A 17,855-nucleotide genomic window follows, 5' to 3' on the forward strand; every position below is an offset into this window, starting at 1 on the left:
TATGGATCCGATTGCCATTCGATTAGGACCTTTAGAAATTCGCTGGTATGCTATCTGTATCTTGCTGGGTTTGGTCTTGGGTGTTTACCTGGCGACCAAAGAAGCACCGCGCAAGAAGATTTTGCAGGATGATATTTTAGACTTTATCTTGCTGGCCTTTCCACTTTCCATCATCGGAGCAAGGATTTACTATGTAGCTTTTTCTTGGAGCGAATACAAGGATAATCTGCTCTCTGTATTTGCCATTTGGAATGGTGGCATTGCTATCTATGGTGGCTTGATAACAGGTGCAATTGTACTTTATTTCTTCACTCGCTACCGCTTTGTCAATACGCTTGATTTTCTGGATGTGGTGGCTCCTTCAGTCATGATTGCTCAAGCTATTGGTCGCTGGGGGAATTTCTTTAACCAAGAGGCCTATGGTAAGGCAGTGGCGAGTTTGGACTATTTGCCAGCTTTTATCCGTGACCAGATGTACATTGATGGAGCCTATCGTCAGCCGACCTTCTTGTTTGAAAGTCTGTGGAATCTACTTGGTTTTGGTTTGATTTGTATCCTGCGTAGACGACCAGGCTTGCTTAAGCAGGGTGAAATCACAGCCTTTTACCTGATATGGTATGGTTTTGGTCGCCTCTTGATAGAAGGCCTGCGGACAGATAGTCTCATGTTCTTGGGAATCCGTGTTTCCCAATGGCTATCTGGTATTCTAATTCTCGTCGGAATTAGCATGGTTGTGGTGCGGAGACGAAAAACTTCTATTCCATTTTATCAATCATAAAGGAGAAGGTATGATTATTGAAATTTCTGTTTTGATTATTGCCCTGTCCATTGCGGCGGTCGCAATCTATGTTATCTTGTTATTGAAGAAGTTGGGGACGGTGACGGATGAGGCTCAACAGACCCTCAAGGTCTTGACCAGCGATGTTAATGTGACCCTCTATCAGACCAATGAACTCTTGGCCAAGACCAATGTTTTGGTGGAAGATGTCAATGGTAAGGTTTCCACCTTGGATCCACTTTTTGTTGCGGTGGCAGATTTATCTACTTCTGTGTCTGACTTGAATGCTTCGGCGCGTGATTTGACGGTCAAGGCCAAGTCCGCAGGTGCCAATACGGTTAAAGCTGGCGGAGCCCTCTCTGCCTTGTCAACTATCTCATCTCTCTTAGGTAAGAAAGGAGAAAAAAATGGTAAAAAAATCTAGTGTTTTGACCAGTATCTTATTGGGAGTGGCTGGTGGTGCAGCTGCGGCAGCCTTTCTGGCAAGTAAAACCGGTCAAGCGGTCAAAGAAAAAGTAGTCAACTTTGCCAATGACTACAAGGAAAACCATGAGGAAATCAATGCTGATTTGGTCAATAAGGCCCAGGATTTAGGTAAACAAGCTACAGACCGCTTTGCAGAAGTCAAAACCCAGTTGGAAACTGGTGAATTGACTGTGGAAGATTTGGTCAAGTCAGGCAAGGAAAAATCTGTCGAAACCTTTGAGCAAATCAAGGAAAAAATTGCAGAACAAAATCTCTCTCCTGCGGATATTTTGGAAGCTATTAAGGCTAAAACAGCCAAGGCTCCAACGGTAGATGTGACGGAAGAAGAAGTCGAGGATGCTGTGGTGGTGTCTGAAGAAATTGAAATTGATATCGAAGATGTTCAAACTGAAGTGGTATCAGAAACTGTTTCAGAAGTAGCAAGCGAAACTGCCTCAGTAACAGGTGAATGATAAAAATATACTAGCCTAGAAGATTCTAGGCTAGTTTTGTTGTGTTTTGTACCATTCTCCCCAGTCCCACATAGAATCAAGGATGGGTTTCAAAGAGTGCCCCAGTTCTGTCAGAGAATATTCTACACGGGGAGGGACTTCTGGATAGACCTGGCGTTTCACAATGCCTTTGGCTTCAAGGTCTCGCAGGTTGCTAGTCAGGACCTTCTGGCTAATGGAGCCAATGGAACGTTGTAATTCGCTAAAGCGTTTGGTGCCGTCCATGAGGTCGCGTAGGATGAGAATGTTCCACTTGCTACTAATCAGTAGCAAGGTTGTTTCAATAGGGCAAGCAAAAATAACACCAGCCTACAATCTTCCCGCTAACTATGTCATACACACGGTTGGGCCGATTATTCAGGCGGAGGTCCGTCCACAAGATGAAGCATTGCTGGCCTCCTCTTATCAAAAAAGTTTGGAAGTGGCTGTGGAAAAGGGGCTGACCAGCATAGCCTTTTGTTGCATCAGTACGGGCGAGTTTCGTTTTCCGCAAAAGCTTGCTGCGGAAATTGCAATCAAAACTGTGAGAGCGTTTGTTCACGACCACCCGCAATTACAGGTCATTTTCAATGTCTTCAAAGATGAGGATAGAGAGATTTATCAAGAATTGCTAGGAAGTAGATAGTCAAAAATATTGACTATCTCTCTTTTTCTGTTATAATAGTAAAAAAGTTTTACTAATGGAAGGAAGTTCCTATGAAGGCTGTTGTGGTTTCAAAAGCTGGTGGGCCAGAGGTTTTGGAAGTAAAAGAAGTTGCTAAACCGCAGGTGAAAACAGGCTGGTCCTTGGTAAAAATCAAAGGCTTTGGTATCAATCATTCGGAGATTTTTACTAGACAGGGTCTGTCACCAAGCGTGGTCTTTCCACGGATTTTGGGGATTGAATTGGTCGGCGTCATTGAGGAAACGACAGAGCCAGACAGGTTACCAGTCGGGCAAAAGGTTGTATCTATAATGGGCGAGCTGGGGCGAGCCTTTGACGGTGGCTATGCAGAGTATGCCTTGGTGCCTAATCAAATCCTCTACCCTGTCCAGACTGATTTGGGCTGGGCGGAGCTAGCTAGCGTCCCTGAAACCTACTACACTGCCTACGGTTCTATGAAAAATCTCAAGCTAGAACCTTCAGACCGCATCTTGGTGCGTGCGGGGGCTAGCGGGGTTGGACAGGCCTTTGTCAAATTGGGGCGGAGCCAGTTTCCAGACCTGCCTATCTACGCTTCTGTCCGCAAGCTAGAAAAGATGGACAAACTGCTTACCTCTGGTTTTAGCCAAGTCATCCTCGAAAAAGAGGGGCGATTGCAGACGGACCTGACCTTCAGCAAGATTCTTGAGCTGGTTGGTCCTGCTACTCTAGCGGATTCCCTGGCTCATCTGGAGGAGGGTGGTATCATCTGCTCGACGGGGCAGCTGGGTGGCAAGTGGTATCTGGAGGACTTTGACCCCATTGAGCAGTTGCGGCAGAATGTCTATTTGACTACTTTTTATTCGGGGAATGTCAATCAGGACAAGTTGCAGGAGATGTTTGACTACCTAGCTCGTTATCAGGTGCCAGTTGGGCCTGAGAAGATTTTTAGTTTGGATACCATACAGGAGGCTCACCGCTATTTAGAGGGGACGGAGGCTTTAGGTAAGGTGATTGTATTGAATAGGGAGGAAGATGATGACAGAATTGAGACAGCGGAGTAAGGACTTGGCCCGTATCTTTGACCAGCAGGTCGGGCTCTACGAGGGTTATGCACGGCGGCAGAGCCTCAACGGCAAGTGCCTATCGATCCTTATGTGGCTTTATTATAATCCCGGAGGTTTGACACAGAATTTGGTCAGTAAGAAGACTTACTCTAGTAAGCAAGTGGTCAATGCCACTATTAAGAAATTTCTGGATAAGGGCTATGTCTTTTTTGAGGAAAATCCAGCAGACAAACGGCATAAGAAGGTCAAATTGACTGAGGCTGGCCGTGTCTATGCCAGTCGGATTTTGGACCCCTTAGAAGAGGCAGAAAAAACAGCCCTGTCCCAGTTCAGCTTGCAAGAACAGGAGCAGTTACTGGACCTCTTTGGTCGCTATGGACAGGCCTTGACAGAAATCATAGGAGGAGAAACGAATGATTGAGTACCAAAATGTGTCCTTGACCTATCAGGTCAACGGACCAATCTTGAAGAACTTGACTTTTGACGTTCAAGAGGGAGAATTCTTTGTTTTGATTGGACCAAGCGGTAGTGGAAAAACAACGACGCTGAAATTGATTAACCGCCTGATCGAGCAGACAGACGGAGATATTCGGATTCAGGGCAAGCGGCTGAAAGACTTCGACCTGCGTGAGCTACGCTTGGAAACAGGCTACGTTCTGCAACAGATTGCTTTATTTCCAAATATGACAGTGGCTGAAAATATCGCTCTTATTCCTGAAATGAAGGGCTTGAACAAGGAAGAAACCTTGAAAAAATCCAGAGAGCTTTTGACCAAGGTGGGCTTGGATCCAGACAGCTATCTGGACCGTCTGCCCAAGGACTTGTCTGGGGGAGAAAAGCAGCGGATTGGGATTTTGCGAGCTATTATTGCCAATCCCAAGGTCTTGCTCATGGACGAGCCTTTCTCAGCCTTGGACCCAATCAGCAAGGGGCAGTTGCAGGACTTGATCAAGGACTTGCATGAGGAATTCAAGATGACAACGGTTTTCGTGACGCATGATATGGATGAGGCAGTCAAACTGGCAGACCGTATCTGCTTGATGAAGGCAGGAGAAGTAGTTCAATTGGGAACGCCTGATGAGCTCCGCAACCAGCCTGCTAATGCCTTTGTCAGCGAATTTATGAAAAATCGGGGAGGTGCCTAATGGATCAGTTGATTGCAACCTTTCTAGAACGCAAGTCGGACTGGCTGACAGCCCTCTTTGAGCACCTGCGGATTTCCCTCTTGGCCTTAATCATCGCTATCGCCCTTGCGGTACCGCTGGGCTTGGTCTTGTCCAACAAGAAAAAACTGACCGAGTGGAGCTTGCAGGTGACAGGGGTCTTCCAAACTATTCCGTCCCTAGCACTTTTGGGGCTTTTCATTCCCTTTATGGGCATCGGCACGCTGCCTGCGGTGGTGGCTCTGGTCATCTATGCGATTTTTCCCATTTTACAGGGGACTTTGACCGGACTTTCGGAAATCGATCCCTCGCTGGAAGAGGCTGCGACAGCCTTTGGAATGACCAAGCTAGAAAAACTGCGTAAGTTTCAGTTGGCTCTGGCCATGCCCATTCTCATGTCTGGCATTCGGACGGCGTCCATTATGATTATTGGAACGGCAACACTTGCTGCCTTGGTCGGTGCGGGCGGTTTGGGCTCTTTTATCCTCTTGGGAATTGACCGCAATGACTCGGCCCTGATTTTGATTGGGGCGGTGTCGTCGGCAGTCTTGGCAGTCTTCTTTGGCTCAGTCATCAAGTTCTTGCAGGACAAGAAGCCTCGTACCATTCTGGCGGCTCTCTTAGTGACACTTTTGGCAGTCGGAGCTAGCTATGTTCCGCTCAACCAATCGTCATCGAAAAAGCTAGTCATCGCTGGGAAACTAGGGGCAGAGCCTGAAATCCTCATCAATATGTATAAGCTCTTGATTGAAGACCAGACCGATATCGAGGTAGAAATCGAGCCAAACTTTGGCAAGACCAGCTTCCTCTATGAAGCCCTCAAGTCAGGCTCGGTTGATATTTACCCTGAGTACACTGGTACCATTACGACTACTCTTTTGACTAGTCCGCCGTCTGACCTGTCCAACAATCCTGAGGAGGTTTATACCTACGCAAAAGAAGCGATTTTGGAGCAGGATAGCTTGGTTTATCTGGCTCCGACGGATTTTCAAAATACCTTTGCCTTGGCAGTGACGGAAGACTACGCTCAGAAAAACGGTCTTGAAAAGATTTCGGATTTGGCAAAAGTGCAGCAGACAGCTGTCGCAGGCTTCTCTTTGGAGTTTAATGATCGTGAGGACGGGAATGTCGGTCTGACCAATCTGTACGGGCTCAATCTTAATGTCAAAACCATGGAGCCTGCCCTTCGCTACGAAGCCATTAAAAATGGAGATGTGCAGATTGTCGAAGCCTTCTCGACAGATAGCAAGGTGGTCACTTACAAGCTGAAAATCCTGGAAGACGACAAAGAGCTCTTCCCACCTTATCAGGCCGCTCCGCTATTGACCAAAGAAACCTTAGACAAATATCCCGAGTTGGAGCAAGTCCTAGGGGTCTTGGCAGGCAAAATATCGACCGAGGAAATGACCCAGATGAACTATGCGGTCGATGTGGAAGGCAAGTCGGCAGAAGAAGTGGCGAGGGAATATTTGGAGCAGGAAAATTTGCTAAAATAGGAGAAAAATTATGTCAAATCAATTGGAAAATGCTAAAAATCTCTACCTCCGTGGCATTCGCGACGGGGAAATCAAGGAAGTCCATGAGCACTACATGGGTGCTACTTACACCCAGCATAGTACAGGTGTGCCGGATGAAAAAGAGGGCTTTGCGGCTTTCTTTGAGGATTTTTTTAAACGCAATCCCAAGCGGGAAATCAGCATTGTTCGTGCCATTGAAGACGGAAATTTTGTCTTCGTCCATGTCCACCAGAAACTCAATGACGGTGAGGCTGAGTGGGTGACGGCGGACATCTTTCGTTCAGATGAAAACGGCCGTATCGTCGAGCATTGGGATGTCATCGATGCCTATCCAAAAAACATTGGCCAAACAGACCCGATTTATGCCGATTTTAAGTTGACAGACCTAGACAAGACCGAGGACAACAAGAAAATCGTCCGTCGTTTCTTGGTCGATGTCCTTCAAAATGGGGAAATCAAGAAGTTTGACGACTATGTGGCAGCGGACCTGATTCAGCACAACCAAGAGATTGCCCAAGGCGGTTCGGCCTATAAGGATTATCTTGTCGACAATCAAGTCACCTACGACTTTGTCTTCAAGGTGATGGGACAAGGTGACTATGTGGTGGCTTACTCGAAAGTCTGGATTGCAGGTCAGGACTACGCCCACTTTGATATCTACCGCCTCAAAGATGGTAAGATTGTCGAGCATTGGGACAACAAGGAAGTCATGCCAGAGAAAAAAGACTTGACCAATCTACGGAAGTTTTAGGAGAAAAAGAGGGGCAGGCAGTCTCGTTTGAGAAAGTCTGCTTTTTCAATTGTAAAAAATATTCCATTTATGATATATCGCATATTTATACAATTATTGTGAGAATGTGGTACAATATAGTCAGTAAAAAATGAAGTTGGAATAAAAATGAAATTACCACGTTTCGGCGTTGAGGAGTGGCTAAATGTCCACGAAAACAGTGCCACCTATGACATTGCAGGAGTGTCCATTTCTGCCTTAACCCTAGATGAATTGTTCGCCTTGTCAGGTACCAATCCTGAGGATTTTTATAAGAAATTACAGGGCACCAAGCTCAACTATGGCTGGATAGAAGGTTCGCCAGCATTTAAAGAGGCTGTCAGTCAGCTCTACGAACATGTAGGACCAGACCAAATCCTTCAAACCAATGGAGCGACCGGTGCTAACTTGCTGGTTCTCTATGGTTTGATTGAGCCAGGGGACCATGTCATTTCCCTCTATCCAACCTACCAACAACTCTACGATATTCCAACGTCTTTGGGAGCAGAAGTGGATTTGTGGCAGATTGAGGAAGAGCATGGCTGGTTGCCAGACTTGGAAAAACTGCGTCAGCTCATTCGTCCCAATACCAAGATGATCTGCATCAATAATGCCAATAATCCAACTGGTGCAGTTATGGATAGGGCTTATTTGGAGGAGTTAGCAGCCATTGCTGGGGAGGTAGGAGCCTATATCTTATCTGATGAGGTCTATCTTTCCTTTTCTGAGCTGGATGTGCCATCTATTATAGAAGTCTATGAAAAGGGTATTGCAATTAATAGTCTGTCTAAGACCTATTCTCTGCCAGGTATTCGTGTCGGCTGGGTGGCTGCCAATCATCAAGTAACCGATATTCTGAGAGATTATCGGGATTACACCATGATTTGTGCAGGTGTCTTTGACGATCTGGTGGCCCAAATCGCTCTGGCATCTCGCAAAGAGATTTTGAAAAGAAATCGGCGCATTTTAGAAGAAAATTTAGCAATTTTGGACCAATGGATGGAGAAGGAACCCTTAGTTTCCTATATCCGACCAGCTGTTGTTTCCACTAGCTTTGTCAAGATTGCAGTGGATATGCCTATGGAAGAATTTTGCTTGCAACTTCTGCAGGAATACGGTGTTCTTCTAGTGCCTGGCAATCGGTTTGATCGTGATGGCTATGTCCGACTGGGCTATGCTTGTGAAAAAGAAACCTTAATCAAGGGTTTGGAAAAACTATCTCAATTTTTAAGAAGATTCGATAACAAAAACTAGTTCAGTCACCTGAGCTAGTTTTCGTTTTTTCAGGATTGTCTAATTGGAACAATTTCCGCCAATCAGGTAGGGAGATTTCAGGACTTGGAATGGCAGAACTGATGTTGTCCTTCCAAATTTGGTAGCGGGTATCAAAGAGGAGCCGAATGAGCTTGTCCATCATTTCAGCTTCTTGAGGAGAAAATTCTTTCCTTATTCGGTCCATTTCCTGTAATTTTTGTAGGGGATTGACAGTTATGTCGCTGAATCGCTCAATACCTGCTTGGATGAAAATCCCGAAAAAGAGGTCAAAGAAATCTTTCAATTCTTCATCCGTCAGGCTAGCAGTCCAGGCTTTTAGGGTTTGGTCGGTTTGGAGGCTGTCATTGGTCAGGGTGGGGGCTGACTTGAAATCATTTCCTTCAATTTCCCACGAAAAGCTGATGTGTTGGAGCAGTCCGACTGTGTTGCTCTGAACAATTTGGGCGTTTTTAGGTGTTTCCAACATCATTCCTACAATAGAATTTTGAGGAATGATAGGGTGGATACGGTCTTGGATGTTTTTGTAGCCAGGGGCATCTAAATGTTTTTTATGAAGTCCAGGAGAATCAAAAGGATAAATAGCTAGGATGTGTTCTTGCAACTCAGGGACTTGCTGGCTGGCAGCATAAAGGGCTAAATTTCCACCTTTTGAATGCCCAGCGATATAGAAATTTCCCTCTTGACTAGCCATCAGCTTTTCTAAATAGTCACTTGCAGAACGTTGGGCAGGAATTTCATCCATATAGGTCATATGGAAGTCTTCCTTCCAACCGATGATGGTGTCATCAGTCCCACGAAAAGCTGTCAAGATGGTCTGTCTATCCAGGCGATAGCTGATAGCGGAGAATTGTTGTTCTTGGTCCAACTGATAGTCGTCAACGAAGCCAAATGCCTTGATAGACTTGAAGCGTATGGATTTGGCTAGCAGGGCAAATAAGGCTAGGCGGTTTTTGGTCACCATGGAAAATGGCGGGAAATCATTCTGATAGGTGGCCTCAAACTGCTCTGCCAGATGGTCCAGCCGGATGCCAGTTTCTGTAAAGGAAGCGGGGACCAGTCTGTCAAAAGGTAGGTAGGAAAGCTCGGTCAGAGCCAAAATGTCCAGTTTGTTTAGGGGCAGGTCGTAAAAGCTGTCGTATTGGGTATCTTCGATGTAGTTCAGTAAATTCGGCATAGCAATCCTTTCTTTTTTCTAGTATAGCGAAATATGTGTGGAAAGACAAATCTGGGTTGGAAATGTAGAAAATCCCCCTTTTTTACTGAAATTTAGGCTATAATAAATAGTATATAGTAAGAGAGGGAAAATGTTATGCAGAGAATTCTTCTGGTTGAGGATGACCGAATTATCAGTCAATTAGTTGCTAAGAACCTTACAAACTGGGGTTACCAGGTGCAAGAGGTCAAGGATTTTCAGACGGTGTTGGACCAAATAAGCGATTTTCAGCCCCATTTGATTTTGCTGGATATTGGTCTGCCGTTTTTCAATGGCTATTACTGGTGTCAGGAAATTCGCAAGACATCCCGTGTGCCCATTATGTTTCTGTCTTCCCATGACCAGCCAATGGATATTGTTATGGCGATCAATATGGGGGCGGATGACTATGTGACCAAGCCCTTTGAAATGACGGTTCTCCTGGCCAAAGTACAGGGGCTTCTCAGAAGAACCTATGACTTTGTCGGAGAACAAAGTGTACTCTGGTTTGAAGAAGTTTCCCTAGACCTAAAGACCATGCAGGTGTCCTATGGACAGGTTGTGGAAGAGCTGACGCGAAATGAATTTCAGATATTACGCGTTTTATTTGAACATGGTAAGGAAGTGGTCAGCCGCGAGGAGTTGATGAGAGAACTCTGGAATAGTGATATTTTTGTGGATGACAATACTTTGTCGGTTAACATCGCTCGCCTGCGTAAAAAGTTGGCTGAACTTGGGCTGCCAGATGTGATTGCGACTAAGAAAGGAGTGGGCTACGGCCTGGTATGGACATATGAATAAGGGTGATTTTGGCTCATTAGTACCAGGATTTTTGATCTCATGGCTTGGTCATCGCTTGATTTTTCTGATAGCCTACGCCGTTTTTACTGTGGCTATTCTGGCTTATAGTAGCCTCTTTGACATCAAAAGTAACCTGATTTTATATGCCATCCTCCTCCTCAGTATTTGTTGGATTCTCGCACTCCTCTTGGATTTTGTCAGGGAGTTTTCCCGCTTTGGAAAAATCTGGCGTGGTCAGAAAGTGAATACTGGGACAGCCAGTGAGCGTTTGTTGCAGGAACAAGTGGAGCGACTAGAAGTCCAAAACAAGCTCCTGCTGGAAAAACAGCGACAGGAACAGACAGAATTAGATGACTACTACACCCTCTGGGCACACCAGATGAAAACGCCGATTGCAGCCAGTCAGCTCTTGGTTAAGGAAGTAGATAGTAGTCCAGTTCGTCACCAGCTGGAATCAGAACTCTTTAAAATCGAACAATACACTGGTTTGGTATTGAACTACCTCCGTTTACAGTCCTTTCATGATGATTTGGTTATAGAATCCGTCAATTTGGAAGAGTTGGTCAGAAGTCTGGTCAAGAAATATTCCCTATTTTTCATTCAGGCCAATACCAGCTTGGACTTGGGACAGCTGGGTAGGATCGTAAAGACAGACAAGCGCTGGCTGGGTCTCTTGATTGAGCAAATTTTATCCAATGCCCTCAAGTATTGTCAGGAAGGGACCATTTCGATTGTTTTGGACGGAGATGATTTGGTTATTCGTGATACGGGAATTGGGATTGCTGAAAGCGACTTGGAACGGGTCTTTGAGCGTGGTTTCTCAGGTTTCAATGGTCGTAGAACCCAGCAATCTTCGGGTCTGGGGCTCTACCTCTCACGGAAAATTGCTGCGGAGCTGGGCTATTCCCTAAAGCTAAAATCAAAAGTGGGTCAGGGGACAGAGGTGCGAATCGGTATCAAAGAAGTGGAGTTGATTTTTGACTAATCTTACAAAACTGTCACCTAAATGAAAGCTAAGGCTATGGCAGACTGTCGGAGGATGAGTTAGAATGGGGGTAGAAAAAGAAAAGGAGGTTGTAGTAATGACACTCTTAGATGCTCAACACGTACAAAAGATATACAGTTCCCGCTTTAAGGCTGGTCAGGTCGAGGCTTTGAAGGATATTCATTTTACAGTGGAAAAGGGTGAATATGTCGCCATTATGGGTGAGTCTGGTTCTGGAAAATCCACCTTGCTCAATATATTGGCAACCCTTGATAAGCCAACGCAGGGTCAGGTCTTGCTCAATGGTGTCAATACAGAAACGATTAAGAGCAGGGAAGCCGCAGCCTTTCGTCGGGAGAAATTGGGCTTTGTCTTCCAAGATTTCAATCTCTTGGACACCCTCTCTGTCAAGGACAATGTGCTCTTGCCTCTAGTTCTATCCCGCTATCCAATTGATGAGATGAACAAGCGACTCATTCATACGCTTAATAGCCTAGGAATTGCGACCTTGCAAGACAAGATGCCCTACGAGATTTCGGGTGGTCAGCAGCAACGGGTTGCGGTGGCGCGTGCCATCATTACCCAGCCAGAAATTCTCTTAGCGGATGAGCCGACTGGGGCCCTCGACTCTAAATCAACGGCAACTCTTCTCGATATCTTTGAAAAAATCAACCAAGAGGGGCAAACCATTCTGATGGTAACCCACTCGACAGCGGCAGCCAGTCGTGCCAAACGGGTCCTCTTCATCAAGGATGGTATCCTCTACAATCAAATCTACCGAGGTGAAAGAAACAATCAGGAAATGTATCAGCTGATTTCAGATACCTTGACACTGATGGCGAATCGAGGTGAGTAGTATGTTTGGACTAACTGTTCGATTGGCTCTGACCAATCTCAAAAAGAACCGCAGGCTCTATTTTCCCTATGCCCTGATGACCATCTTGTCCACAGCCATTTCCTATATTTTCACCGCGCTTGCCTTCCATCCTGATTTAGGTCAGGTCAAGGGAGCTAATGGGGTAACCATGGTATTGGGCTTCGGTATGATTGTGGTCATGTTGGCAGTTGCCATCATGGTTTTCTATGCCAATAGCTTTGTCATGAAGCAGCGGTCAAAAGAGTTCGGTGTTTATAGTATTCTAGGCTTGGAGAAAAAACACCTCCTCCTGATGACTTTTCTAGAAAATCTAGTTTTTGCAGCCAGTAGTATTTTAACAGGCTTGTTGCTGGGCTTGGCTCTAGATAAACTCTTCTACGCCCTCTTGCTCAAGGTCATGCAGATGCCTGTTGTCCTAGCTTCAACTTTCCAGTTGAAAAGTCTGGTTACTGTACTTATCTATCTCTTTGGGATTTTTGCTTTGGTCAGCCTCTTTAATATTGGAAAACTGGGCTTGACCGACTCTCTCAAACTGGTTCAGGGCAAGAAGCGTGGGGACAAGAAAACAGGCTTCCTCTGGCTACAAACCCTCTTAGCCCTTATCCTATTGGGGGCAGGCTATACCATTGCCCAGCTAGTGACCAATCCCTTTCAGGCGGTTCCGAGTTTCTTTGGAGCGACTCTTCTGGTTATCTTTGGGACCTACCTGCTCTTCCACGCAGGTGTTATCAGTCTTTTAAACTGGCTAAAGAACCGTCAGACCTATTATTATAAGCCAGAGAATTTTATTTCTGTGTCTAACTTGATTTTCCGTATGCGGAAAAATGCTCTGGGCCTTGCGACCATTACTATCCTCTCCAGTATGTTCTTGGTGACCATGGTTGGAGGACTCAATATTTACATCGGTGGCAAGGATTACATTGCTAACCAGAATCCAAATGATTATTCGATCGATGTTGGAATGCAGCCAGCCACTTCAAAAGCTCAAACGGAGAAGTGGGAGGAGTGGGCGGAAGCTATCTTGGAAGAGACAGATATTCCAGTTGAAAGTAAGGTTGTCTATCCTTACCAGCAAGCCTATTTTTCTGAGGTGACAAATCAGCAAGTAAGATTTTTGACGGATGAAGAAGCTTCTAGCATCTCTTTCTCTGACCGCATAGGTATCGGTTTAATCATTGATCAAGGCACCTATGAAAAGATGACGGGAGAAAAACTCCGGTTGTCAAGTGATCAAGTAGCCATTTATAGTAAGGGAGTCCAGTATCAAGCGGGTCAAACCCTCACCTTTGATGAAAAGGAGATGGAAGTTGTCCAAGTCTTGCCCAAGAATGTGACTTTAGGACATCTACCAGACCATGGCTCCTTCCTTCTCAGCCAGTATCTGGTCATTGTTGTTCAAGACTTGACAATATTTGAAAATCAAGCCGAAAATCGCTATTATATGGGCTTTGAAAGCAGTCTATCAGAAGAAGAGCAGGTAGATAGCCATGACATCTTTTTATCAGGAAGTTTTGAAAGTGAGCTTTGGGAGTCCAATATATTACCTGATGGAACCAACGCCATCAGTCTCGCCTATCGTGCCTATGCCATGCGTGGTTTCTTCAGTTTTGCAGGTTCACTTTTCTTCATTGGCCTCTTGCTATCACTCATCTTTTTGATGGCGGTGGTGCTGGTAATTTACTTCAAACAGATTTCAGAAGGCTATGAAGACAGAGATCGCTTCGTCATTATGACTAAGGTTGGTCTGGATGAGGATCAGACCAGACAGTCCATTCGCAAGCAATTGCTGACAGTGTTCTTTTTACCAGTCTTGCTGGCTATTGTCCACCTCAGCTTTGCCTACAAGATGCTCTCGTCTATCTTGTTGTCTATTGGTGTGGTCAATGCAGAGTTGATGTTGAAAGTAACGGCAGGGATTTGTCTGGGCTACTTCCTACTTTATCTGCTGGTTTATCTCATCACCACAGGATCATATAAGAGGATTATTTCCTAAAACTTGGGGCAACCCAAGTTTTTAATTTTTAAATTTTATGAAAAACTTCACTACATTGCTTTACATACTAGTTAACTTGTGTTAGACTATAGATACAAACTAATAGGTAAAACAAACTAGGAGGAATTGACATGAAAACAAATCAAATAGTTGGAATCATTTTTATTGTGAATGCATTTGTGATAGGTTTTCTTACGAAATCGTGGCTGATAGGTATTCCAATGGCGGTCGTTGGTCTGTGCTATCTAACAGGCCTTGTTTCAGATGATGAATAAAAGTGGAGAATCTTGTGAGAGAAACGCAATTATTAAAAGGGGTTTTGGATGGCTGTGTCTTAGAAATCATTGCTCAAGAAGAGATTTATGGCTATGAATTGGTCCAAAAGTTAAGACAGTCAGGATTTGAAAACATGGTTGGCGGAACAGTTTATCCCCTCTTGCAAAAATTAGAGAAGCATGGTTATATCCTTGGAGAGATAAGACCATCTTCGGACGGACCAGACAGGAAGTATTTTTATTTGACGGACCAAGGGCAGAGCTATTTAGACGATTTCTGGGTCCAGTGGGGAGAACTCGTCGAAAAAGTGGAGAAAGTGAAAGGAGAATAAGATGAGCAAACAAATGGAATACCGCAAGCAGATTGAAGTGATTGAAAACCAGCTGACCAAGGAAAACAAGGAATACATGGGCCGTATCAATGGCTATATGATGATTGCCTCTGTCTTTCACAGGCAGGAAGAAGCAGTGACTGCCCAGCTCTTATCCATTTACCAAGATGTTCTTGAAGCCCAAAAAGACGGGCTTTCTGCGGAGGATTTTTTGGGCAAGGACAGCAAGCAAATGGCAGACGACCTACTCAGCTACCTCCCTCCGATTGGTTTCATAGAAGTCGCAAACCTAAGCGGCCTCATGCTGATCATCTACCTCGGCAGCCAATGGCTGATGGATTTTGCAGGGACAGGCACCATTTCGCTCAACTGGCTGGGATTGGTGTGTGACATGGCTCTCAGCTTCCTCCTGCCAGCAGGGATTTTCCTCATCATTCGCGGTCTGATTTACCAGACCAGCAAAATCAAGGTTTGGGCAAGCTTTCTCTGCTTTCCCCTTCTTTTTCTCGTGATTTGTGGACTTCGTCTTTGGGCAATCCCCAAGGAACCTGACCTAGTCTTGACTGGCTGGGGGCTTCTAGTACCACTCACCTTGCTCGGTCTCGCTCTGCTATTTTTCCAAAAGGAAAAGTTGGTCCGCTATGTCTTTATGCCTAGTTATCTCTTTATGATTGTTGGCGGTGTGGTGAATATGGTCATGACCGTCCCAGTTTGGTTCAATCTGGTGTTGCTCATTCTGCCAGCTATGGCCTTTTGGATTGGAAGTGTGGTTTTGTTGGTGAGGAAACCGAAATAGAAGCGATTTTTTGGTATAATGGTTGAAAGATAAAAGAACAAGGAGTTTCAAATGACATTTGAAGAGATTTTGAAAAACACATTACTTTATATGTCTTTATAGCTCCTAAACCCTTGATATTACTGACTTTTTGAAAAAACTCCATTTCTTTAGTTTTCCTTATGTTCCCCCTCAAGGTGAACAAAAAGGTGAACAAATTTCACAAAGAAAAAAAGGTTATCAAAGGGCGATAACCTAAAAATAATGAGTTCAGCAGGCAAGGACTAGCGTATCAAATTGATGCGCTTTTTTTGATTGCTGATAAGTGTATTATACCATGTTTTACTGTATTCTACTGTGTTTTACTGTATTCAGAATATACTTATGCTTGTAATTTCTTTTCCGCGATAGCATCGGTCAATGTTTGGGAAAAGTTAAGCCCTAACTCTCTGCCTAATCTATCTGCCCAACGTGGTATAGTTAACGTTTTTTTAATTGGCTCTTGGCTACCTAAATAATCAGCTACATCCACCACAACCAAAGAAATAAATGACTTAGTAAGATCATAACTCTCTGAAAATTCTGGGTCATTCTTGAAAGGGTCATTGTCAACTAGTGAAAGCTTGTTAATGTCAGACGGTGCTGGAATTTCTTCCCCATTTTCAATCATATCCGCAAGCATGACCCCAAGCCAATCGCTAGCCATTGCCATAGCGTCCGCCATGCTCTCGCCTTGCGTTGCTGAGTGTTCAAAGTCTGGAAAATGTACAAAATAAGGGGCAACAGTGCCGTCTGTATCGTCATAATAAAATAAAGCTGGGTAAGTTGCAAGCATAGTGGAAAACCTCCGAAAGTTGAAAAAGACAAGCGGTCAAACCGCTTTAGCGTAAACCTGCTTGTCTTAAAATTGCCCGCTCGGTGTACTTGTTAAGTTCTCCATGCGGTATGGTTATCGGTCTGTGTCCTGACTTATCCATCTTGACATGTGACCCCTTTCCGCCCTTGACCTGTTTCCAGCCCTCAGCCGTCAAAAGTTTAACCATTTCTGTTTGTGTCATCGGCATAGCGCTCTACCTCCTGACAAGATTATTATATCATACGTGTTACACGTATTCAACTAAAAAGATATTTTTTAAAATCGCCAATTTGACAAAATAGACTATGCTAGGCGGTTGCTATTCGCTCAAAATGAGCAAAATGATAAAATAGAACGCTATGGCTCACCGTCCAGGTACTGCAATAGTGCGCCATTTCGATACAAATCAGCAAAGGCTTGCAGCGCCTTGTTTTTATCTGTATAGTAAGTGGCTAACTTAATGCCAAGACGTTGTGCCTGCTCTGCTGATCGTATCTTTTCGGGTGATATATAACTCATGATGAGTACAGCTCGATGCCTTGGTCTAGCTATTGCATTGACTGCCTTTATAATCTCATTCACTTCTTCAGGAGCTTCACGTTGCCAACTGTGCTTACCTAGCTTGTAATCCTCTGGATCAAATTCTAAAGACGGTATCAGCCAATTGTCAAAGCTCTCTGTTGATTCATGAAATAGGTTAGCAATTCTGCACCATCTATGAAATTCTTTCAGTTTCTTTTTTGCTAATTGTTTTAGATCCACGCCACGTACCTCTGTGTGATATAATAGTTTTAGAGTTATTTTATATCACAGTCAGTACAAGCGTACTGGCTTTTTTTATTTGGTTAGGTTTTTCTTTTTAAGATAGCTTAGTCTTTTACGTTCTAAAATCTTTTCCTTTTTTCGTTCATAATTTGCTTTATCACGGGCCTTTTTGCAGCTTAAGCAAGTTGTGTCAAGCTCATGTTTTTTGCGTTTATGTTTTGGGAAGTATTCTTCAGTAAAAGGCTTTTCCTCTTTGCATCTGTTACATATTCGATACATTTAATAAAACTCCTTCGCTTTGTTTTTCCCTCGCAGGCGAAAAAAAGTACAGTGACGGCTTGAAGGGCCGCCGAGGCGGTGGGGAGGGTGGTACCCCCCTATATGTTTTCTGGCTGCGATGTCAACGTTTTATTTTTAGAATGTTTTTATTGTTATACATTTATTTTATAAAACCTTTTTCTCTAGCGGACTCGATTCTATTTTTTAGTGGTTGTAGGTCAATTCCTGTTAAATCATAACCTTTATATTCCCATGGTGCAGTAATTAAGTGGTTACCTGCTTGGCGGTCTTCTTTGAAGAAAAGGTTAGAAACGTTTTCATAGTTCGATACCAATTCAATAGACTGTTCTTTTAATCTTTCTAGTGCTTTTATGTGTTTTTCCCATTCTGGAAATAGCTTCAAATTTTCCTGCTCTGTATAATCGTGTAATTCATTCAATTTGCTATTATCTAAAAAAATAGAGACATTGCATCCATCACAGCAGATAATGGTTCTGAGTTTAGTTCACTATCAGATTTGGAAACTGTTGATGTGTACTTTGCACATCCATATTCTT

23 protein-coding genes are annotated in these 17,855 nt (G+C 44.2%); 17 read left to right on the forward strand and 6 right to left on the reverse strand.

Annotation, left to right across the window (positions count from 1 at the left end):
- The first annotated feature begins 1 nt into the window (after window position 1).
- The 3 genes from lgt to RFK25_RS06215 are packed head-to-tail and all read left to right on the forward strand — an operon-like array spanning window position 2 to window position 1,716.
- On the forward strand, window positions 2-778 hold the full coding sequence (lgt, locus tag RFK25_RS06205; protein WP_332412352.1) for a prolipoprotein diacylglyceryl transferase: 777 nt from the start codon (window positions 2-4) through the stop codon (window positions 776-778).
- A gap of 13 nt (window positions 779-791) precedes the next feature.
- The gene (locus tag RFK25_RS06210) at window positions 792-1,202 is read left to right on the forward strand and encodes a DUF948 domain-containing protein (RefSeq protein ID WP_172081509.1); all 411 of its coding nucleotides are present in this window, start codon (window positions 792-794) and stop codon (window positions 1,200-1,202) included.
- Window positions 1,186-1,716, forward strand: coding sequence for a YtxH domain-containing protein (locus RFK25_RS06215; protein WP_332412354.1), 531 nt, complete (start codon window positions 1,186-1,188; stop codon window positions 1,714-1,716). Before RFK25_RS06210 ends, RFK25_RS06215 begins: the two co-directional genes overlap by 17 nt.
- Before the next feature lie 30 nt (window positions 1,717-1,746).
- On the opposite strand, the gene RFK25_RS06220 is transcribed toward RFK25_RS06215, so the two are convergent.
- Window positions 1,747-2,028, reverse strand: coding sequence for a winged helix-turn-helix transcriptional regulator (locus RFK25_RS06220; protein WP_332412355.1), 282 nt, complete (start codon window positions 2,026-2,028; stop codon window positions 1,747-1,749).
- Between RFK25_RS06220 and RFK25_RS06225 the strand changes: the two genes are divergently transcribed.
- The 7 genes from RFK25_RS06225 (at window position 2,009) to RFK25_RS06255 (ending at window position 8,147) form a co-directional block, all read left to right on the forward strand.
- Window positions 2,009-2,380 (forward strand): macro domain-containing protein, encoded by a 372-nt coding sequence (locus tag RFK25_RS06225; RefSeq protein ID WP_332412356.1) that lies wholly within the window; start codon window positions 2,009-2,011, stop codon window positions 2,378-2,380. The genes RFK25_RS06220 and RFK25_RS06225 overlap by 20 nt on opposite strands.
- Window positions 2,381-2,451: 71 nt before the next feature.
- Window positions 2,452-3,441, forward strand: coding sequence for a zinc-binding dehydrogenase (locus tag RFK25_RS06230; protein ID WP_332412358.1), 990 nt, complete (start codon window positions 2,452-2,454; stop codon window positions 3,439-3,441).
- Window positions 3,416-3,865: a MarR family winged helix-turn-helix transcriptional regulator gene (locus RFK25_RS06235; protein WP_332412359.1), complete on the forward strand. Its 450-nt coding sequence runs from the start codon at window positions 3,416-3,418 to the stop codon at window positions 3,863-3,865. The genes RFK25_RS06230 and RFK25_RS06235 overlap by 26 nt, the downstream gene beginning before the upstream one ends.
- Window positions 3,858-4,589, forward strand: coding sequence for an ABC transporter ATP-binding protein (locus RFK25_RS06240; RefSeq protein ID WP_332412361.1), 732 nt, complete (start codon window positions 3,858-3,860; stop codon window positions 4,587-4,589). Before RFK25_RS06235 ends, RFK25_RS06240 begins: the two co-directional genes overlap by 8 nt.
- Window positions 4,589-6,103 carry an ABC transporter permease/substrate-binding protein gene (locus tag RFK25_RS06245; protein WP_332412362.1) on the forward strand — a complete coding sequence of 505 codons (1,515 nt, stop codon included), beginning with the start codon at window positions 4,589-4,591 and terminating at the stop codon, window positions 6,101-6,103. Before RFK25_RS06240 ends, RFK25_RS06245 begins: the two co-directional genes overlap by 1 nt.
- A gap of 10 nt (window positions 6,104-6,113) precedes the next feature.
- Window positions 6,114-6,875, forward strand: a complete 762-nt coding sequence (locus RFK25_RS06250) for a nuclear transport factor 2 family protein (RefSeq protein ID WP_332412365.1) — start codon at window positions 6,114-6,116, stop codon at window positions 6,873-6,875.
- Between the two features lie 147 nt (window positions 6,876-7,022).
- Complete coding sequence (locus RFK25_RS06255) at window positions 7,023-8,147, forward strand: aminotransferase (protein WP_332412366.1); 1,125 nt, start codon at window positions 7,023-7,025, stop codon at window positions 8,145-8,147.
- A gap of 1 nt (window position 8,148) precedes the next feature.
- Here the strand turns inward: RFK25_RS06255 and RFK25_RS06260 are convergent, their stop codons facing one another.
- Window positions 8,149-9,342, reverse strand: coding sequence for a DUF2974 domain-containing protein (locus RFK25_RS06260; protein WP_332412367.1), 1,194 nt, complete (start codon window positions 9,340-9,342; stop codon window positions 8,149-8,151).
- A 135-nt stretch (window positions 9,343-9,477) separates the two neighbouring features.
- On the opposite strand from RFK25_RS06260, the gene RFK25_RS06265 reads away from it, so the two are divergent.
- The 7 genes from RFK25_RS06265 (at window position 9,478) to RFK25_RS06295 (ending at window position 15,419) form a co-directional block, all read left to right on the forward strand.
- Window positions 9,478-10,161 carry a response regulator transcription factor gene (locus RFK25_RS06265; protein WP_332412368.1) on the forward strand — a complete coding sequence of 228 codons (684 nt, stop codon included), beginning with the start codon at window positions 9,478-9,480 and terminating at the stop codon, window positions 10,159-10,161.
- Complete coding sequence (locus RFK25_RS06270) at window positions 10,154-11,146, forward strand: sensor histidine kinase (protein ID WP_332412369.1); 993 nt, start codon at window positions 10,154-10,156, stop codon at window positions 11,144-11,146. The genes RFK25_RS06265 and RFK25_RS06270 overlap by 8 nt, the downstream gene beginning before the upstream one ends.
- Window positions 11,147-11,243: 97 nt before the next feature.
- A complete protein-coding gene (locus tag RFK25_RS06275; protein ID WP_332412371.1) occupies window positions 11,244-12,002 on the forward strand; it encodes an ABC transporter ATP-binding protein in 759 nt (252 codons plus the stop codon).
- A gap of 1 nt (window position 12,003) precedes the next feature.
- On the forward strand, window positions 12,004-14,016 hold the full coding sequence (locus RFK25_RS06280; protein ID WP_332412373.1) for an ABC transporter permease: 2,013 nt from the start codon (window positions 12,004-12,006) through the stop codon (window positions 14,014-14,016).
- A 131-nt stretch (window positions 14,017-14,147) separates the two neighbouring features.
- A complete protein-coding gene (locus RFK25_RS06285; RefSeq protein WP_332412374.1) occupies window positions 14,148-14,291 on the forward strand; it encodes a hypothetical protein in 144 nt (47 codons plus the stop codon).
- Between the two features lie 14 nt (window positions 14,292-14,305).
- Complete coding sequence (locus RFK25_RS06290; protein ID WP_332412376.1) at window positions 14,306-14,623, forward strand: PadR family transcriptional regulator; 318 nt, start codon at window positions 14,306-14,308, stop codon at window positions 14,621-14,623.
- A gap of 1 nt (window position 14,624) precedes the next feature.
- Window positions 14,625-15,419, forward strand: a complete 795-nt coding sequence (locus RFK25_RS06295; RefSeq protein WP_332412377.1) for a hypothetical protein — start codon at window positions 14,625-14,627, stop codon at window positions 15,417-15,419.
- 361 nt (window positions 15,420-15,780) lie between these two features.
- Here the strand turns inward: RFK25_RS06295 and RFK25_RS06300 are convergent, their stop codons facing one another.
- The 4 genes from RFK25_RS06300 to RFK25_RS06315 form a co-directional block, all read right to left on the reverse strand.
- On the reverse strand, window positions 15,781-16,233 hold the full coding sequence (locus RFK25_RS06300) for a type II toxin-antitoxin system HicB family antitoxin (RefSeq protein WP_332412378.1): 453 nt from the start codon (window positions 16,231-16,233) through the stop codon (window positions 15,781-15,783).
- A 46-nt stretch (window positions 16,234-16,279) separates the two neighbouring features.
- Window positions 16,280-16,462 (reverse strand): type II toxin-antitoxin system HicA family toxin, encoded by a 183-nt coding sequence (locus RFK25_RS06305; protein WP_105109363.1) that lies wholly within the window; start codon window positions 16,460-16,462, stop codon window positions 16,280-16,282.
- Between the two features lie 149 nt (window positions 16,463-16,611).
- On the reverse strand, window positions 16,612-17,016 hold the full coding sequence (locus tag RFK25_RS06310; RefSeq protein ID WP_332412381.1) for a hypothetical protein: 405 nt from the start codon (window positions 17,014-17,016) through the stop codon (window positions 16,612-16,614).
- 442 nt (window positions 17,017-17,458) lie between these two features.
- A complete protein-coding gene (locus RFK25_RS06315) occupies window positions 17,459-17,737 on the reverse strand; it encodes a hypothetical protein (protein ID WP_332412383.1) in 279 nt (92 codons plus the stop codon).
- Window positions 17,738-17,855 lie beyond the last annotated feature (118 nt).

Origin of the sequence: Streptococcus sp. SS-4456, assembly GCF_036680365.1 — a bacterium.
GTDB lineage: Bacteria > Bacillota > Bacilli > Lactobacillales > Streptococcaceae > Streptococcus.